This is a genomic window from Variovorax sp. 05T418, from assembly GCF_056396385.1.
In genome coordinates this window covers 1-16,057 of record NZ_JBFTLJ010000012.1, presented here as the reverse complement: position 1 = coordinate 16,057, position 16,057 = coordinate 1, and the positions used below count along the sequence as shown (strand labels likewise).

The 16,057-nt window shown below is 67.6% G+C and carries 14 protein-coding genes; 5 read left to right on the top strand and 9 right to left on the bottom strand.

Annotated elements, in window-relative coordinates; all coding sequences use genetic code 11:
* Window positions 1-16: 16 nt before the first annotated feature.
* From AC1DMS_RS22360 to AC1DMS_RS22340, 5 genes are read right to left on the bottom strand one after another with little or no spacing between them, the layout of a single operon-like run.
* Window positions 17-3,142, bottom strand: coding sequence for a pilus assembly protein (locus AC1DMS_RS22360; protein WP_012747937.1), 3,126 nt, complete (start codon window positions 3,140-3,142; stop codon window positions 17-19).
* Window positions 3,143-3,188: 46 nt separating this feature from the next.
* Entirely contained in the window at window positions 3,189-3,728 is a 540-nt protein-coding gene (locus tag AC1DMS_RS22355) for a membrane protein (RefSeq protein WP_012747938.1), read from the bottom strand.
* 23 nt (window positions 3,729-3,751) lie between these two features.
* The gene (locus tag AC1DMS_RS22350; RefSeq protein ID WP_012747939.1) at window positions 3,752-4,924 is read right to left on the bottom strand and encodes a PilW family protein; all 1,173 of its coding nucleotides are present in this window, start codon (window positions 4,922-4,924) and stop codon (window positions 3,752-3,754) included.
* Window positions 4,921-5,520, bottom strand: coding sequence for a prepilin-type N-terminal cleavage/methylation domain-containing protein (locus AC1DMS_RS22345; protein WP_012747940.1), 600 nt, complete (start codon window positions 5,518-5,520; stop codon window positions 4,921-4,923). The genes AC1DMS_RS22350 and AC1DMS_RS22345 overlap by 4 nt, the downstream gene beginning before the upstream one ends.
* The gene (locus AC1DMS_RS22340) at window positions 5,514-5,924 is read right to left on the bottom strand and encodes a type IV pilin protein (protein ID WP_012747941.1); all 411 of its coding nucleotides are present in this window, start codon (window positions 5,922-5,924) and stop codon (window positions 5,514-5,516) included. Before AC1DMS_RS22340 ends, AC1DMS_RS22345 begins: the two co-directional genes overlap by 7 nt.
* 303 nt (window positions 5,925-6,227) lie before the next feature.
* Between AC1DMS_RS22340 and AC1DMS_RS22335 the strand changes: the two genes are divergently transcribed.
* The 5 genes from AC1DMS_RS22335 (at window position 6,228) to AC1DMS_RS22315 (ending at window position 12,207) form a co-directional block, all read left to right on the top strand.
* The gene (locus AC1DMS_RS22335; RefSeq protein ID WP_012747942.1) at window positions 6,228-6,488 is read left to right on the top strand and encodes a hypothetical protein; all 261 of its coding nucleotides are present in this window, start codon (window positions 6,228-6,230) and stop codon (window positions 6,486-6,488) included.
* Window positions 6,489-6,515: 27 nt separating this feature from the next.
* Window positions 6,516-6,758 carry a hypothetical protein gene (locus tag AC1DMS_RS22330; RefSeq protein WP_012747943.1) on the top strand — a complete coding sequence of 81 codons (243 nt, stop codon included), beginning with the start codon at window positions 6,516-6,518 and terminating at the stop codon, window positions 6,756-6,758.
* 134 nt (window positions 6,759-6,892) lie between these two features.
* A complete protein-coding gene (locus AC1DMS_RS22325; RefSeq protein WP_012747944.1) occupies window positions 6,893-7,201 on the top strand; it encodes a hypothetical protein in 309 nt (102 codons plus the stop codon).
* Between the two features lie 38 nt (window positions 7,202-7,239).
* Window positions 7,240-7,881 (top strand): hypothetical protein, encoded by a 642-nt coding sequence (locus AC1DMS_RS22320; RefSeq protein ID WP_012747945.1) that lies wholly within the window; start codon window positions 7,240-7,242, stop codon window positions 7,879-7,881.
* A 252-nt stretch (window positions 7,882-8,133) separates the two neighbouring features.
* Window positions 8,134-12,207 (top strand): autotransporter outer membrane beta-barrel domain-containing protein, encoded by a 4,074-nt coding sequence (locus AC1DMS_RS22315; protein ID WP_012747946.1) that lies wholly within the window; start codon window positions 8,134-8,136, stop codon window positions 12,205-12,207.
* Window positions 12,208-12,231: 24 nt separating this feature from the next.
* Here the strand turns inward: AC1DMS_RS22315 and AC1DMS_RS22310 are convergent, their stop codons facing one another.
* The 4 genes from AC1DMS_RS22310 to AC1DMS_RS22295 form a co-directional block, all read right to left on the bottom strand.
* Window positions 12,232-13,965: a bifunctional protein-serine/threonine kinase/phosphatase gene (locus tag AC1DMS_RS22310; protein WP_012747947.1), complete on the bottom strand. Its 1,734-nt coding sequence runs from the start codon at window positions 13,963-13,965 to the stop codon at window positions 12,232-12,234.
* 24 nt (window positions 13,966-13,989) lie between these two features.
* On the bottom strand, window positions 13,990-14,802 hold the full coding sequence (locus AC1DMS_RS22305; RefSeq protein WP_012747948.1) for a formate/nitrite transporter family protein: 813 nt from the start codon (window positions 14,800-14,802) through the stop codon (window positions 13,990-13,992).
* Between the two features lie 62 nt (window positions 14,803-14,864).
* Window positions 14,865-15,689: a uroporphyrinogen-III C-methyltransferase gene (gene cobA, locus AC1DMS_RS22300; RefSeq protein WP_012747949.1), complete on the bottom strand. Its 825-nt coding sequence runs from the start codon at window positions 15,687-15,689 to the stop codon at window positions 14,865-14,867.
* Between the two features lie 14 nt (window positions 15,690-15,703).
* Window positions 15,704-16,057 (bottom strand): nitrite reductase (NAD(P)H) small subunit (locus AC1DMS_RS22295; protein WP_478181836.1); only part of this gene is annotated, 354 nt, incomplete at its 5' end.

The following is a 16,057-nucleotide window of genomic DNA, read 5'->3' as shown; positions in this document are numbered from 1 at the left end:
CATCCCTTTTTTCCTTTTACTTCTGGATGAACCAGTAGACGCGGCCCTTGGGCTGCTTGAAGGCGGCCTTGACCGTGGCGCCCTTCGGGCTCAGGAACGAGTCGGGATTGGCGCCGATCACCACGTCGCGCAAGGTGTCGCCCACCATGACCCGGCCGACCACGGGCGATGGCGCGAGACCGCCGCCAATCACGTTCTGGAAGCGCGCGCCGTTCTGCCCCGTGGCGTCCAGGTACGACAGGTTGTAGACGTTGGCGGTGCCCAGGTTGGAGCGGCACGACTGGCTCACGGCCGGGTCGGTGGGCGTGTGGGTGTTGAAGGTCGTGTTGCCATAGGCCGTGACCGACGAGGTCACCACCTGCTCGCCGGCCGCAAGCGCGAGGTACCAGCCCTTCTTGGCCGCGAGCTCGGTCGCGGACGGCGCCGTGGTGCCCGTGATGGCAAAGAGCGAGTTATGGCACAGCAGCGAGTTGCCGTCGCAGTGGCTGGCCTCCGCGGTGAGCCAAGCGGTGTCGGAGGGCTTGTCGACCAGCATGTAGAAGCGGTTGGAAACGCTGAGCGCGGCGGAGTAGGAGCGCAGCGGCTTCTCGCGGTCGCCCGAGCCCAGCAGCAGCACGTACATGCCGTTGTCCTCGACCACGTCGGGACCGAACATGAACTTGCGGTTGGGCGTGCAGGCGGTCACGGTGTCGCTGCAGCCGAGCGAGGCGATCTTGACCATGCTCCAGCTGGCGGGCGCGCCGCTTCCGATGGTGATGCGGTACACGTTGCCGCCCAGGTCGGCCGCGTAGGCGAACTTGGCGAGGCCGGTGCTGTCGTTCACGATGGTGACCTCCCCGCTGACCGCGCGGACGGTGTCGAAGGTCTTGAGGACGTCGCCCGTGCTGGCGTCGAGCACATAGATCTTCTTGCCCTTGGTGGCCGAGCCGCAGGCGCTGGCGGGCGTGGTGGTGTCGACGTCCTCGCACTTGTCGTAGCCGCCGCCGAACATCACCATGGGCGTGTTGCCGGCGCCATAGCCGCTGGCCTTCACGATCTTCGGTGCCGACCAGGTCTGGCCGATGCCGCTCATGTCGTTGGCACCGCTGTCGCAGCCCGTGTCGTTGTCCTGGTTGGGGCAGCCGCGGCGCCATTTGAGAACGGGCGTCGCGGGGTTGGACACGTCGAACGCATAGATCAGCCGGCCGCCGCGGCGCATGCTCGCATAGAGCCATGCCGACGTGCCCTGGCGGTAGGCCGCCATCGGGCCGTCCATGCCATAAGGCTTGGGCGCGGTGGCGCCCACGCTCACCGGAATGCCCGGAAAGTTGATGCGCGTGGTGTTGTCGTACAGCCGCTTGATGCTGCCGTAGAACTCCGGCGGCACGAAGGACCACAGCTCGCTGCCGGGCGCTGCCGACCCGATCGAGGTGGCCTGGTTGCCGTTGACGGCGCGCAGCACGCCATCGTTGGCGCCGTAGAACACCACCACCTGCGCGTTCGCCAGGTCATCGCTGCCGTAGTTGATGGCCACCGGCCTCGAATGCACCACGTCGCCGTGCACCGAGGGGCGCATGGCGGTGGTGGAGGTCAGGGGATTTCCGGTGGTGTCCTTGCGCTCGTCGCCCTTGTTGTCCAGGCCCCGGAGCCAGTTGATCAACGCGGTCCGTTCGGTGGTGGTTTGCGCCCCAAGGGCCGTCGACGTGATGCCCGCATTGCCATCGGCGAAGGTGGTCAAGGCCGAGCAGGCGCCCGGCGCGCAGGTCATGACGTTGCGGTCGGCCGTGAGCACTTGGCGCAGCATGTAGGCTTGCGCGCCTTTTTCGACCACGTTGCCGTCCGGGCTGTCCGAAGCGCGAAGGTCGATGGTCGTGTCGCTGCTGATGCAGTCGCCAGAGGGGTTGAAGCTCCAGTAGGTGTTGCGACTGGTCGGCGTCCAGAAACTCCGCGCGCAAGGTGCGATGAAGCCGGTCTGGTTGTTGATGGCGTTGGCGCCCGAGGCGTCCTGCAGGATCAGCTGGTTGCTGCCATCCACGCCCAGCTTGTATTGCTTGAGATTGCCGTTCCAGCGCGGATAGGCGGAATCGTCGGGGCGGAACATGCCCACGAACACCTGGTTCAGGTAGGTGCCCTGCGTGTTCACGCTCACGGGCAGGCTCACCGACGAGAACACGCTGTTGACCGACTGGATCTTGCTGAAGATATCGTCGAGCGCATCGCTCAGCGCCTTGCCCAGGTTGGGATTGGTGGAAATGTCGTAGTACTCGCCCTTGCTTTGCTCCGACATGCTCTTGAGCAATGCAGTCCAGCCCGGCCCCTGGCCGCCGCTGGCCGTCGCGGCTTCGACGGTGTAGACCTTCACGCCCATGCTGCTTTGCAGGAACCTGGCCCATTCGTCGGCCACGTTGTCCTGGGAACCGCTCGGGTTCAGCGTAATGGCGGTGGTCGTGCCGCCCGCGGCGCGCAGGGCATCGGTGGAAGTCGTGGTGTCGCTGTTGTTGTCCTGTGCGGCACCATTGCTGATGTAGATGACGTAGGTGCCGATGCAGTTCGCGGTGTTCGGGGCGTTGTAGGTGGTGCTGCCGATTGCATTCAGCGGATTGCCAGGGAGCGCCCAGATTGCCCTGGATGCGACAGATCCAGCGGATTCGTTTTTGCCCTGGCCGTAAGTGGAGACATTGCCCCTGTAATCGGCCTTGAGCTTGTTGTTGCCGGCCAATGGAGCCTGGCCCGCCAGATAGCGGTAGACCTCGGCCATCATCTTGCCGGCCTTGCCGCCGTTGGACTTGTCGGCACCCACGTCGAGGTTTCGAATCAGCGCGCCGTACTTGGGCTTGCTGGCATCGTCCATCAGGCGGATGCCAGCACGCAGATAGGCGCCGTCGACATTCGAATTGCCTCCTCCTGTTTCGGTGAACATCATCACCCCGACCTTGAACTTGCCCGAGGACAGGCTTTCGAAGGCGCTCGCCAGCGCGTTCATTTCAGCGGTGAAGAGCGGGGTCCAGTTGGCCGTGTTGTCCACCACGAACAGCACATTCGGCGCCTCCGTGGTGGTCTGGTTGTAGCCGACGAAAAGATCGATGTCTTCCGCCTGGGCCGAGCCCAGGCCGAGCATCAGCATCGCAGCGGCGCAGAGCGACCGGAAGAAGTTCTTTTTCATGATTGCGATCCGTTCGTCGTCGTGATCATCGGGAGGAGGGGAATGGCTATGAACACAGCGCCAGGAACTGCTCTTTGCTCAGGAGCGCGCGCACGCCCTGGCGAACCGAGGTGACCGTGCCGCTCACGGCATCGGTCACGCTGGTGCTGATGTCCCACACCGAGTTGTATTGGTCGGGCAGCGCATTGAGGCCCGAGCCGGCGGTGGATGCCCCGCCGCCGATGCCGCCGGGTCCCACCGCGCCGCCGCCGCCGGTATCCGTCGACTTGGTCGCCCGCACGCAGGTCGGCGGTGCAATCTGGACTTCGTAATCGATCGTGCCGTCGTTGTTGATGTCCACCATGCTCACGGTGCGCTGCGGCGCCGCAAGCGAAGGCGAGCCGTCCACGCCCGGCAGCAGCAGCGAGGCCGCCACTTCCTCGATGGCGCGGTTGGAAGCGGCCACGGCTTCGTTCCGGCTCTGCATGTTGCCGACCGACTTGAGGTTGGTGTTGCTGAGCGTGAACCCCGCCGTCACGGCCAGCGTGATGAGCACCAGCATGATCAGCCCGACGATCAGCGCCGCGCCGTCCTGTCGCCGGCGCATGGTGGAGTGCGTTGTCGATGGCTTCACGGCGTTTCCCTGCGTCCGGTCACGTTGGTCATGCGGATCGCGGTGGTGAACGCATGCCGCTTGTAGTGGTCGTTGAAGGGGCCGAGCGATCCGCTTCCCATGTTGTAGGTGCGCGTATCCGTGTGGCCGGGAGAAATCTCCAGGCTGCGGGCGACCACATAGAGCTTGACCGCCGCCACGTTCATCAGCTGGTCGGCCGTGCAGGGCAGCGCGGTGCTGCAGTGCACGAAATCGCCATCGGGGCTTCCGTCGCCGCGATTGGTGGGCGTGGACCTGTTGGCCACGTCGGCCCAGTTGATGGCTTGGGCGTAGTTCACGAGCGCGCCGGTTTTACTGAGGGTGTCCAGGCCCAACTCCACGCGGAAGCCTTCGATGCCCTCGATGAGGGGAACCGGCGGCTGCTGCGCCAGGCCGGTGGCCGACAGGTCGAAGCGCGAGCGGGCCAAGGTCGGAATGCCATCGCCCACGGTCTCGGCGTAGGTGCGCACGTAGTAGATGTCGGAGATGAACTTGCGCTTGGGCGCCGGCGCCGTGCAGTTCTTGGCCAGCATGGTGGCAAAGCCCGCCGTGCTGAGATCGAAGTCCGAGGGCTTCTGCGTACCGCAGAACGACGACTGGAAGTAGAGCTTGCCCAGCGTGTCGGCTTCGCAGTTGGGCGCGCCTGGCACGCAGGTCTCGGCATGGCGCACCACCAGCACGTCGGTGCCGGCTTTCTGATTCGGCAGCAGATCGGTGCAACTGGCGGGCACCGCGGCGTAGGCCTGCACGGGCATATCGAGCAGGCTGCGCTTGTAGTCGTCGGTCCAGTTGGCCGCCGAGTAGGCCAGGCAGGGATCGGGCGCCGTGCCGGTGGGCACCTTCTGGGGCACGCCACTGACGGTGAGGTCGTCGAACTCGGGCATGTAGTTTTCCCAGAAGCCCGCGTGCGAGACCTCGTTCTCCAGCACGAAGATGCTGAGGCGGCCGCTCTCGATCTGGCGATTGACCCTGACCATCTCGCGCTGGGTGTTGTTCACGTTGAGGAACAGCGCCAGCAGCGCGGCCACGACGATCAGCATGATGGTGATCGCCACCATCAGCTCGATCAGCGTGAGGCCGTGCTGGCGCAGCGAGGCGCGTGTCCGCCGGGCAGGGCGCTGAACCGCGATCGCGAAGCTGGCTTGGCTCATGAGAGATTCCCGATGCGCACCAGCGTCGTCACGGTCCTTCGGCACCTGTCGCTGGAACAGGCCGGCGCCGGTTCGCTGGCCGAGGCCGGGGCGGCCGCATCGTACAGGTCCTTGCCGCAGGGCACGCCCTCCGGCGGCGCGGCGGTGGGCACCAGGCCCTGCCAGGCGACCGTGATCAGGTATTCGTTGGTGCTCAGAGCCTGCACGCAGCCGCGGCCGCCGATCATCGCGCCAAGCTTGGTGCCGCTGGAGGTTTCGGCGGCGCCCTGCAGCGCGTTGCACCACTCCTTGACGTCGACCTGCAAGCGCGTGGCGGTGGCCGTCGGGCACGTGGCTCCGGCGCCCAATGGCGCAGTGGTGACGTAGCTGGAGGCCATGCGGCGGTTGATCTCGATCCGGCTGGCCATGTCGTTGAGCAGGATCAGCGCCTGCGAGCGCTGGTAGGACTCCATCTCCGACGACTGGAGGCGTGCTTGCAGGCCCACGAGCCCGAAAAGCCCGAACGAGACGATCAGCAGCGTGACCAGCACCTCGAGCAGCGTGGCGCCGCGCTGCCCTCGGCCGTTCGGTGCGGCAGACAAATGGCGCCTCACCATTTGCCCGCCGGCGTCTTGACGCCCTGGTTGTTGAGGGTGAGGTCGCCATCTCTCTGCTGGCTTCCCGTGGGGCTGAAGGTCAGGAGAAAACTGGGCACCTGTGTGCCGGCGTCCTGCAGCGTGATGGTGTAGCCGTAGTTGGCCGCAACCTCCGCGGGCAGCGTGTAGCCGCTGGCCGCGAGGGCGTCCTTGGTGGCGTAGCTGCGGTTGGCCAGCAGGAACTGCTGCTGGCGGTTGGCGATGTCCATCATCTGCGCCTGGGCCGCCGAGCGCTTGGACCGGATGATGTACTGCTGGTAGCTGGGATACGCGATGGACGCCAGGATCGCAATGATCGCCACCGTGATCATCAGCTCGATCAATGTGAAGCCATTGCGCTTGCGCGGGAACGAGTGCTTTTTCATTCAGCTGGCCATCAATGTTTCACAATGTTATTTATGTGAATTTATCACATACAAATGTGAATAGGGGGCATTCCATGCTGATCCATTCGAGCGCCGCCGGCAAGGTGTTGCACCTTTGGAGAAACACTTCAGCAACATTCAACAACCGAACGGCGGCCCTGGGGCGAGGAAGCTTCCGACTGACGGACGCTGGCCTCGTCCTACGTGCGGGACCGGGGTACCTCCCAGAATGGGTTCGTTCCAACTGGTGTTCTGGTGTTCTTCAGGCACCCCAAGCGAACAGAGAGAGAGGAGTCGATCGACATGAATAGAGCACCCGGAAGCCTCGGTTCAGGCGACGGATCGCGGCCCACCACCGACGGCGGCGTGGACAACATCGGCGCGGGCGAAAAGTTCGCGGCCGGTTCCTCGGCCGCCGGCGAACAGGACTCGGCACCGGCGCCGGCCGAGCGCATGGCGCGCAAGCGCAAGAACGCGGAGGCCTCGCGCCACGACGATTCCGCGCCCTTCGGGCTGCGGGAAGACCTCCGGCCCAAGACCAACCAGGAGCCGTCCAAGCCCTGAGCGCTTGGATGGCCTGAGGAGCCCAAGATGACTTCTTCGGAAAAAGCCTTTCCCTTTCCCACCTCCAAGAACCACGGCAAGCCGCCGGTCGAGCCCGCCAAGCCGACCGAACAGGCGCCGAGCGAGGAAGCCCTGGACAGCGGGGTCGAGGAATCCTTTCCCGCGAGCGACCCGGTGTCGGTCACGGTGACCAAGGTCAAGCTGCCCAAGGCGCCGCAGGACAAGGACAAGGCGGAGCAGCAGGGCCGCGACGCAGACGCCAAGAGGTAGCCCTCCTACAGCGTGCCGCGCTGCGAGCCGACCCGGCGCAGCCGGCAAGAACCTAGCTTTTTCAAGGTCGGGCATCCGGTCCGGCACGGCCCTTATCTGCCGAGACAGCCGGCTCTTTTTCAGGAGAAATGACCATGAACAGCACTTCCAGACTCATTGCCGCACTTGCCCTGGGTGCCGCAGGCGCAGCCTTTGCACAAGGCAATCCGCCCACCACGGCACCCCCCAATCCGGCCACCGCGGCAGGCCAGCAGAATCCGTCGGGCGGTCCCATGGGCAGCACGGGCGTGACGCCGCAGAACACGCAGGGCGGCAGCACCTCGGGAAGCTCCTCCGCGCCCACGGCCCAAAGCTCGCCTGACACCAGCAGCAGTTCCAGCAGCACCATGGCCGCGTCGGGCGACACGCCTGCCATGCGGCGTGCACGCGCCGACCGCAACTGAGCGCGGTCCGTTCCGGTCCCACGCGGCACGGTCGATCCATGAATGCCGTGACAGCTGCACCGGGCGCGGCGAGCCGCGCGCTTGCCGTGCTCGTTTCGCTTTCGCTTCTATCGCTGTCGGCGTCGGCCCCGCCGCCGCCCGCGGTGGAAGATGCGCAGTGGCTCGCGCGGGCCGTCGTGGCCACGGCGGACAATCGGGCGGCCCCGTTCGCGGTGGTCGACAAGAAGAACGCCCGCGTCTTCGTCTTCGACACGGCAGGCCGGCTCCAGGGTTCGTCGCCCGTGCTGCTGGGCCTGGCGCACGGGGACGACTCCGTGCCGGGCATCGGCGAGCGCGAGATGTCCAGGATTCGGCCTGAGGAGCGCACGACGCCGGCGGGGCGCTTCAGGACGGAGCCGGGCCGCAACGCCCAAGGCGAAGACATCGTCTGGATCGACTACGACGCCGCCGTCTCGATGCACCGGGTGCGCGCCACCGTCAAGTCGGAGCGCCGCCTGGAGCGGCTGGCATCGCCGAGCGTGGCAGACAACCGCATTTCGTACGGCTGCATCAATGTGCCGGCCGCGTTCTACGACGCCTACATCAAGCCCGCGCTCGGCAGCCGCCGCGGCGTGGTGTACGTGCTGCCCGAAACCGTGGCGCCGCACGAGCGCTTCGAATTCCTGAGCCGGCCTGCATAGACGCCCCCTCGAAGCCTCCTGCCTCCGGAAAGGCCGGTGCGCAGGCGAGGCTCTCGTCCTCACACAAGCAGTTGAAAGAAGACACGCGCTCTGGCATAAATCCGGAGTTGTGAAGAAATGTCTTCACATGTTAACTATCGTTTCAAAATAATCCTGGCAGCCTCCATCGCGATGCTCGTCCAGGGCGCTTGGCATGCGGCGACCTGCACCACAGGTTCCGCATAGCCAACAGTCAATACGAGGATCGAGGGCATGAACAACATTCATTGCAGCGTCTGGAACGCTGCGCTGGGCGCGTGGGTGGCCGTTTCGGAGCTTTCGCGGCGGCGCGCGCGGGGGGCTTCTGTTTCTTCTTCGGCCGCGGCGGCCGTGTGCCTGCTGGCGCTTGCGAGCCTGCCGGGAACGGCCTCCGCGCAGGCCGCCGGCGGCGGCGCAGCCATGGTGGCCGGAGGCACCGGCGGCCGCGGCGGCGCGGGAAATGGCGCCGGCGCCGGGGGCGGCAGCGTCGGCGAGTACCCCACCAGCAACGGACAGCCGCCGACAGCCGGAGCCGGGGGTGCTGGCGGCAACGGTGCGGCGGGGGCTGGCGGTACGGGCGGCGCGGTAGGCGCCACCAGTGCCGCGGGCTCCGCCACTGGGGCGTCGGGAACCAACGGCGTTGCCGACCCCGACCCTGTCTATGGCGCCGGCGGTGGCGGCGGTGGGGGTGCGGCCGTGTACACCACCGACACATCCATCACCGTGGTAGGTGGGACCACTCTCCTGGGTGGCAACGGCGGCAACGGTGGCATTGGGCGCTTGTCCGGCGGCGGCGGCGGTGGCGGCGCGGGCCTTCAGGCCGTCGCCGCGAATGCAGTGGTCAACAATGCGAGCCTGACGGTCACGGGCGGCAATGGGGGCAACGGAGGCGTCGGCCAATGGGCCGGCGGCGGTGGCGGCGGCGGCGATGGCATCGTGTTGCAAGGCGGAGGCGCCATTGTCAACAACACCGGCACGGCCACGGGCGGAAATGGCGGAAGTGGCGGCACCGTCACCACCGGCGGCCTGGTGGGCGGCGGCGGCGAAGGCGGTGCCGGCATGGCGCTGGAGTCCAGCGGCAACTCGGTGCTCAATACCGGCGCGCTGGTGGGAGGTGCGGGCGGTGCCGGCGGAAGCAGCGCTGCCAACGGCATCGGCGGTGCGGGCCTGCGCATCCGCGGCAACACGAACACCATCGTCAACACCGGCATCTTGACCGGGGGTCTCGCCGGCGACGGCGCTACGCGTGGCGATGCGGTGCGCATCACCGGCAACGACAACTCGCTCGAACTGCAGGGCGGCTCGGTGATCACCGGGACACTGACTGCGAACGGCATCGGCAATGTGCTGCGCCTGGCCGGCGCGCTGACCGATGGAACCACCTCGCTTGACGCCGCCACCTACCGCGGCTTCGACCGCTACGAGAAGACGGGCGCCAGCACCTGGACGCTGACCGGCACCACCACCGAACTGACGCCCTGGCACGTGCTGGGCGGCACGCTCGCCATTGCCGACGACGCCGCCCTCGGCAGCTCGGCCGGCACGCTCACGCTCGACGGCGGCACCTTGCGCGCCACCGGCACGACCGCCGGCACGCGCAATGTCACGGTGGGCGCGGGCGGTGCGGCTTTCGAGATTGATCCTGCGCAGGCGCTGACGCTCAACGGCGTGCTTTCCGGCAGCGGCAGCCTGCAAAAGACCGGCGCCGGCACGCTGGTGCTCGGCGCGGCCAACAACTACAGCGGCGGCACCCTTGTCAACGACGGGTCGTTGATCGCGACAGCCAGCGGAGCCCTGGGCAGCGGACCCGTCATCGTCAACGCGTCGCTCACGTTCGAGACCGGCGTGAATGCGGGATCGCTGTCCATCACCAACCAGAACGGCTACACCCGATTCAACGGCACCAGCACCGCAGGCACGGCCAGCATCGTCAACAACAACGGCAGCGGCACCGACTTCTATGGCGACAGCCGCGCAGGCACGGCAAGCATCACCAACAATGACTACGCTTTCACGTACTTCCGCGAGACTGCATCGGCGGAGCAGGCGACGATCCTGAACCCCTCGGGCACCACCTTCTTCATCCAGAACGCCACGGCCGGCAACGCCAACATCGACAACAGCGGCGGGCAGGCGCGTTTCTACGACAGCAGCAGCGCGGGCTCCGCGAACATCATCAATCGCAGCGGCGGCATCACCTATTTCGTGAACACCAGCAGCGCCGAAAGCGCCACCATCGACAACCGCGCCGGAGGCAGTGTCGATGCGTCGTACCACACAGGCGGGCTCTCGATCGGTGCGCTGTCAGGCGCCGGGCGCCTGCTTCTGGGCGCCGAGGCCGTCAGCGTGGGGGCGCTGGGCACGAACACGACGATCAGCGGCGTGATCGCCGATGGCGGCGAGAACGGCGGCACCGGCGGCTCGCTCGTGAAGGTCGGCACCGGCACCTTGACGCTCTCCAGCGCCAACACCTACACCGGCGGCACCGCGCTGAAGCAGGGCCGCCTCGACCTCGGCCACAGCCAGGCGCTGGGCACCGGCACGCTGGCCATGGACGACGGCACTACGCTGGGCTTCAGCGCCAACGGACTGACCATCGCCAACGCCATCGAGCTGACCGGCAGCAACGATCCCGTCATCGACACGGGCGCCTTCAGCGAAACGCTCAGCGGCGCGATCAGTGGAGGCGGCTTCATCACCAAGCAGGGCAGCGGCACGCTCACGCTGGCGGGCGCCAACACCTACACCGGTGCCACCAACGTGGCCCAGGGCACCTTGCGCGCCGGCGCGGCCAACACCTTCAGCGCGAGCTCCGCGCACAGCGTGGCGGCCGGCGCCACGCTGGACCTCGCGGGCTTCAGCCAGACGGTGGCCTCGCTCGCCAACAGCGGCACCGTGTCGCTGGTCGGCAGCGCGCCGGGCACCACCTTGACCGTCAGCGGGCCCTACATCGGCAACAACGGCGTGCTGCGCCTGGGCACCGCGTTGGGCGCCGATGGCAGCGCCAGCGACCGGCTGGTGCTCGACGGACCCACTGCCGCTGCCAGCGGCAGCACCACGGTGCAGGTCACCAACCTGAGCGGCCTGGGCGCACTCACCAGCGGCAACGGCATCGAGGTGATCAGTGCACGCAACGGCGCCACCACCACCGCGCAGACCACGAAGAACGCCTTCTCGCTCGCGGGTGGCCATGTGGATGCGGGCGCCTACGAGTACCGCCTGCATGCCGCCGATGCGGGTGGGGCAGGGGAGAACTGGTACCTGCGCTCCACCACGAACGTGGCCCCGCCGGCCGATCCCGTGGCGCCTCCGGCCGCACCGCCTGTGGTGGTGCCCACCTACCGCGCCGAGGCCTCGCTCTACGCGGCGCTGCCGAGCCAACTGCGCCAGGGCAGCCTCGCGATGCTGGGCGACCTGCGCAAGCGCGTGGGCGACGACGATGTGAAGGGCACGGCCGCGGCGCCGGCGGGTTCGCAGCGCCGCGCCTGGGCACGCGTGCTCTCCACCGACATCGACATCCGGCAGGGCGGCACGGTCTCGCCCACCAGCAAGGGGCGCCTGACCGGCGTCCAGGCCGGCACCGACCTGCTGGCCGCACCCAACTGGCGCGCCGGCCTCTACGTGGGCCAGCTCGACGGCGATGCGCGCGTCAACGGCTTTGCCAGCGGCTTGCAGAACCTGCGCGTGGGCCGCAACGACCTGCGCAGCCAGTACGTGGGCATCTACGGCACCTACAGCGGCGACAGCGGCCTGTATGCCGACGCCGTGGTGCAGTCGGGCCGGCACCGCTACACGGTGCAGCCGAACCTCGGCGGCGGCGTGGAAGGCAAGGGCCACAGCCTGCTGGGCTCGATCGAAGTGGGCCAGGCCTTCGCGCTGGGCGCGAGCGGCTGGAGCGTGGAGCCGCAGCTGCAATTGATCCACCAGCACCTGGACCTGAACAACTCGGCCATCGTCGGCGCGGTGGTCCAGTCCGAGGCCGACAGCGGCTGGATCGCACGCGCGGGCATCCGCGTGAAGGGCGAGCTCGCCACCGGCCTGGGCACGCTGCAGCCGTACGGCCGCTTCAACGTCTACAAGAGCTCGAGCGGCGCGGACGTGGCGAGCTTCGTGAACGGCGCCACACGCACCGACATCGCGGCGCCGACCGGCGGCACCAGCACCGAGCTGGCGGGCGGCTTCACGCTGGCGCTGGGCAACACCACCAGCCTGTACGGCGAAGTGGGCAAGCTCTGGTCCTCGGGGGGCGGCGACGCCAAGGTGAAGAGCTCGGTCAACGCGTCGCTCGGCGTGCGGGTCAAGTGGTGAGCGGCCGAGGGGGGCTTCGCTCCCTCAGCTGCGCAGGCTGATCACCCCAAGCAGCACCACCACCGCCATGCCCAGCAGCAAGGCGGTGCATTTCCAGAAGACCACCGGGTTCTTGTCGACGAGCGGCGTGCCGCGCCGGTTCAGGAAATCGGGATGCGGCTGGCGCAGGTCCTCGACGAATTCCGACAGCGCTTCATGGCGCTTGAGCGGGTTGGGATGCAGCGCCTTGCGCAGCACTTCGTCGATCCATGCGGGGATGGCGCGCTGCGCGTCGAGTGCCGGGCGGTACTGCAGGTTGCGCTGGTCCGCGCGCGTGCGGATGCGCGCCACCTGCGCGCCGTAGGGCAGGCGGCCAGTCAGCATCTGGTAGACGATCACGGCCAGCGAGAACAGGTCGGACTGCGCCGAGCCGCCGTCGCCGACGAAGTACTCGGGCGCCGTGTACTGCACCGTGCCCAGCACCTGGGCCGGGTCGGCCAGCTTGCTGTCGCCCAGGCCCGCCACCCAAGCCGAGCCGAAGTCGATGATCCGCACCGTGCCCGTGCGGTCGATCATGATGTTCTCGGGCCGCAGGTCCTGGTGCAGCATCTCCATGCGATGGAAGGCCTGCAGCCCCTTGGCCAACTGCTCCACGATGCCGCGCACCGACTCCAGGCTCGGCCGCGGGTTGTCGACCATCCACTGCGCGAGCGTCTGCCCGTCGACGAACTCCATGGCCACATAAAGATAGCTGCGCTTGCGTTGCGGCACATGCGGCTTGAGCACATGCGCGCTGTCGATGCGCCGCGCCACCCATTCCTCGAGCAGGAAGCGGTCGAGATGGGCCTCGTCGTTCTGCAGGTCGACGGACGGCGTCTTGAGCACGACGCGCTCGCCCGTGTCGTCGTCGACCGCCAGGTAGATGTGGCTGCGGCTGCTGCGGTGCAGGTCGCGCACGATGGTGTAGCCGTCGAACTGCATGCGCGCTTCGAGCACTGGCGGCAGGCGCAGTGCCGCGCGCTGCGCCTGCAGTTCGTTGACCTCGCCGTCGGGCAGGGCGTCGACGCGCACGATCTGCACCGTCAGGTTGTCGGGGCTGCCGCGCCGGTACGCTTCCTCGGCGATGCTTCTTGCCGCAGCGTCCAGGTCGCCGGGGTGGGCATCGAGCGCGGCGTTGACGGCGGCCGCATCCACGTGTTCATGGACACCGTCGGAGGTCAGCAGGAAGACATCGCCTTTCTCGATGGCGATGGCCTGGTAGTCGATCTCCACATGCGGCCCCACGCCCAGCGCGCGGCTCAAGTAGCTGTGCCCGCCGGCCACCGAGACGCGGTGGTCTTCGGTCAGCTGCTCGAGCGCCCCGGCATGCCAGCGGTAGACGCGCGTGTCGCCCACATGGAAGACGTGCGCCGTGGTCGACTTGATCACCAGCGCGCTGAAGGTGCAGACGTAGCCGCGGTCCTTGTCGAAGCGTCCGCTGCTGTTCTGGGTCTGCGCGTGCAGCCAGGCATTGGCGGCCGTGAGCACGCGCTGTGCCGAGCGGCTCACGCTCCATGCATCGGAGGTGCAGTAGTAGTCGGTCAGGAAGCTCCTGACCGCCGACTCGCTGGCCACGTGGCTCACGTCGCTGCTGCTGATGCCGTCGGCAATCGCAACGGCCACGCCCTTGGCGCTGCGGCCCGGCGCCTGCGGCAGGGCGGCGCCGTGGAAGTCCTGGTTGGCCTCCTTGCGTCCCTTGTCGGAGTACTGGCCGATGGAGACCGCGAGGCCGGAGCGCATCGTCACGCGGCGGCGGTGCGCAGGTCAGCGCGGAACGCGCTTGGGCGCCGTGCGCACGTGCGTCGCGTACAGCGTCAGGCCGGTGAACGACAGGCCGCCGACGAGGTTGCCCAGCACGGTGGGGATCTCGTTCCAGATGATGTAGTCCATGATCGAAAAATTGCCGCCCATCAGCAGCGCCGAGGGGAACAGGAACATGTTGACCACCGAGTGCTCGAACACCATGAAGAAGAACACCATGATCGGCATCCACATGGCCAGCACCTTGCCAGTCACCGAAGTGGAGATCATCGCACCCACCACGCCGGTGGACACCATCCAGTTGCACAGCATGCCGCGCACGAAGAGCGTCAGCATGCCCGCCGCGCCGTGGGCGGAGTAGCCGAGCGTGCGAGCTTCGCCGATCGTGGCGATCACCTGGCCGACCTTGTCGGGCGGGCTGGTGAAGCCGAAGGTGAAGACGATGGCCATCAGCACGGCCACGGTGAAGGCGCCGAGGAAATTGCCGACGAACACCAGGCCCCAGTTGCGCAGCACGCCGCCGATGGTCACGCCCGGCCGCTTGTCGATCAGCGCGAGCGGCGTCAGCACGAACACGCCGGTCAGGAGGTCGAAGCCGAGCAGGTAAAGGATGCAGAAGCCGACGGGAAACAGGATCGCGCCGATGATCGAATAGCCGGTCTGCACATTGATGGTGACGGAGAACACCGCCGCCAGCGCGAGGATCGCGCCCGCCATGAAGGCGCGGATGAGCGTGTCGCGCGTGGACATGAAGATCTTGGATTCACCGGCGTCCACCATCTTGGTGACGAATTCGGAAGGCTGCAGGTAGGCCATGGATTTTTTCTTTGGAATTGAAGGGTGAGAAGCTGAACGGGAAAAGGGGGAGGGGCCGCGCCTCAGGCGGCCTTCTCCAGCGCGGGCTGCGCGGAGGAAGCTGCGGCCGCGAGCCCTTGCAGGACATCGCCGACCACGATGATCGAGGGGCTGCCAAGGCTGTTGTCGGCAATCGTGCGCTGCAGCGTCGCGAGCGTGCCGACGGCGTGCCGCTGCAAGGGCAGGCTGGCGCTCTGCACCACCACGACAGGCGTGGCCGGCGGCAGTCCGCTCAGCAGTTCGTCCTGGATCGAGCCCGCGCTCGATACGCCCATGTAGATGACCAGCGTGAGGCGCGCCGAATGGGCCGTGGCCGCCAGCGTGCGCCAGTCCGGCCCCGGCGATCCGGGCTTCGCGTGGCCGGTGATGAACACCACGCCCTGCGCATGCGCACGGTGCGTGAGCGGCACGCCGAGCGAGGTCAGCCCGGCCAGCCCGGCGGTGATGCCGTTCACCACCTCCACATGGATGCCGGCCTGCGCGAGGTGCTCGACCTCTTCGCCGCCGCGGCCGAAGATGAAGGGGTCGCCGCCCTTGAGCCGGACCACGTGCTCGCCTTCGCGCACCGCCATGATCATCAGCCGCTCGATGAAGCTTTGCGGCGTGCTCTTGCAGCCGCCGCGCTTGCCGACGTGGATCACGCGCGCGCCCGGCGCTGCCATGGCGACGATGTCTTCGCTGACCAGGTCGTCGACGAGCAGCACGGTGGCCGACTGGATGGCCCTGAGCGCCTTCAGCGTGAGCAGTTCGGGATCGCCGGGGCCGGCACCGACGAGGGTGCAGCGGCCGAGCGCCATGGGCGCCCGCACATGCGTCGCAGGCGTCGAAGAAGTCAGAGTGAGGCTCATGGTGGCTCCGCGGTTCAGGCGGCCGTGTCTTCGGACAGGCGGGAGCGGTTCGCGGGCCCTGCAACGGGGCGTTCCAGTTCGACGGCATGCGTCGCGAGTTCTTTCGAATCCAGATGCACCACGCCTTCGGCGACCTTCACCGCAAACCTCGGCGTACACCCCTCATCCGGCGACTTGGCGCACCCATCGTCCAGCCCGATGGCCCAGTTGTGCAGCGGACACGCCACGCTGGTGCCGAACACGATGCCCTGGCTCAAGGGCCCGCCCTTGTGCGGACAGCGGTCCAGCAGCGCGAACACCTGGTCCTCGGCATTGCGGAACACCGCCACGTCCACGCCCACCGGCCGTGCCACGCGGCGCGCCCCCAG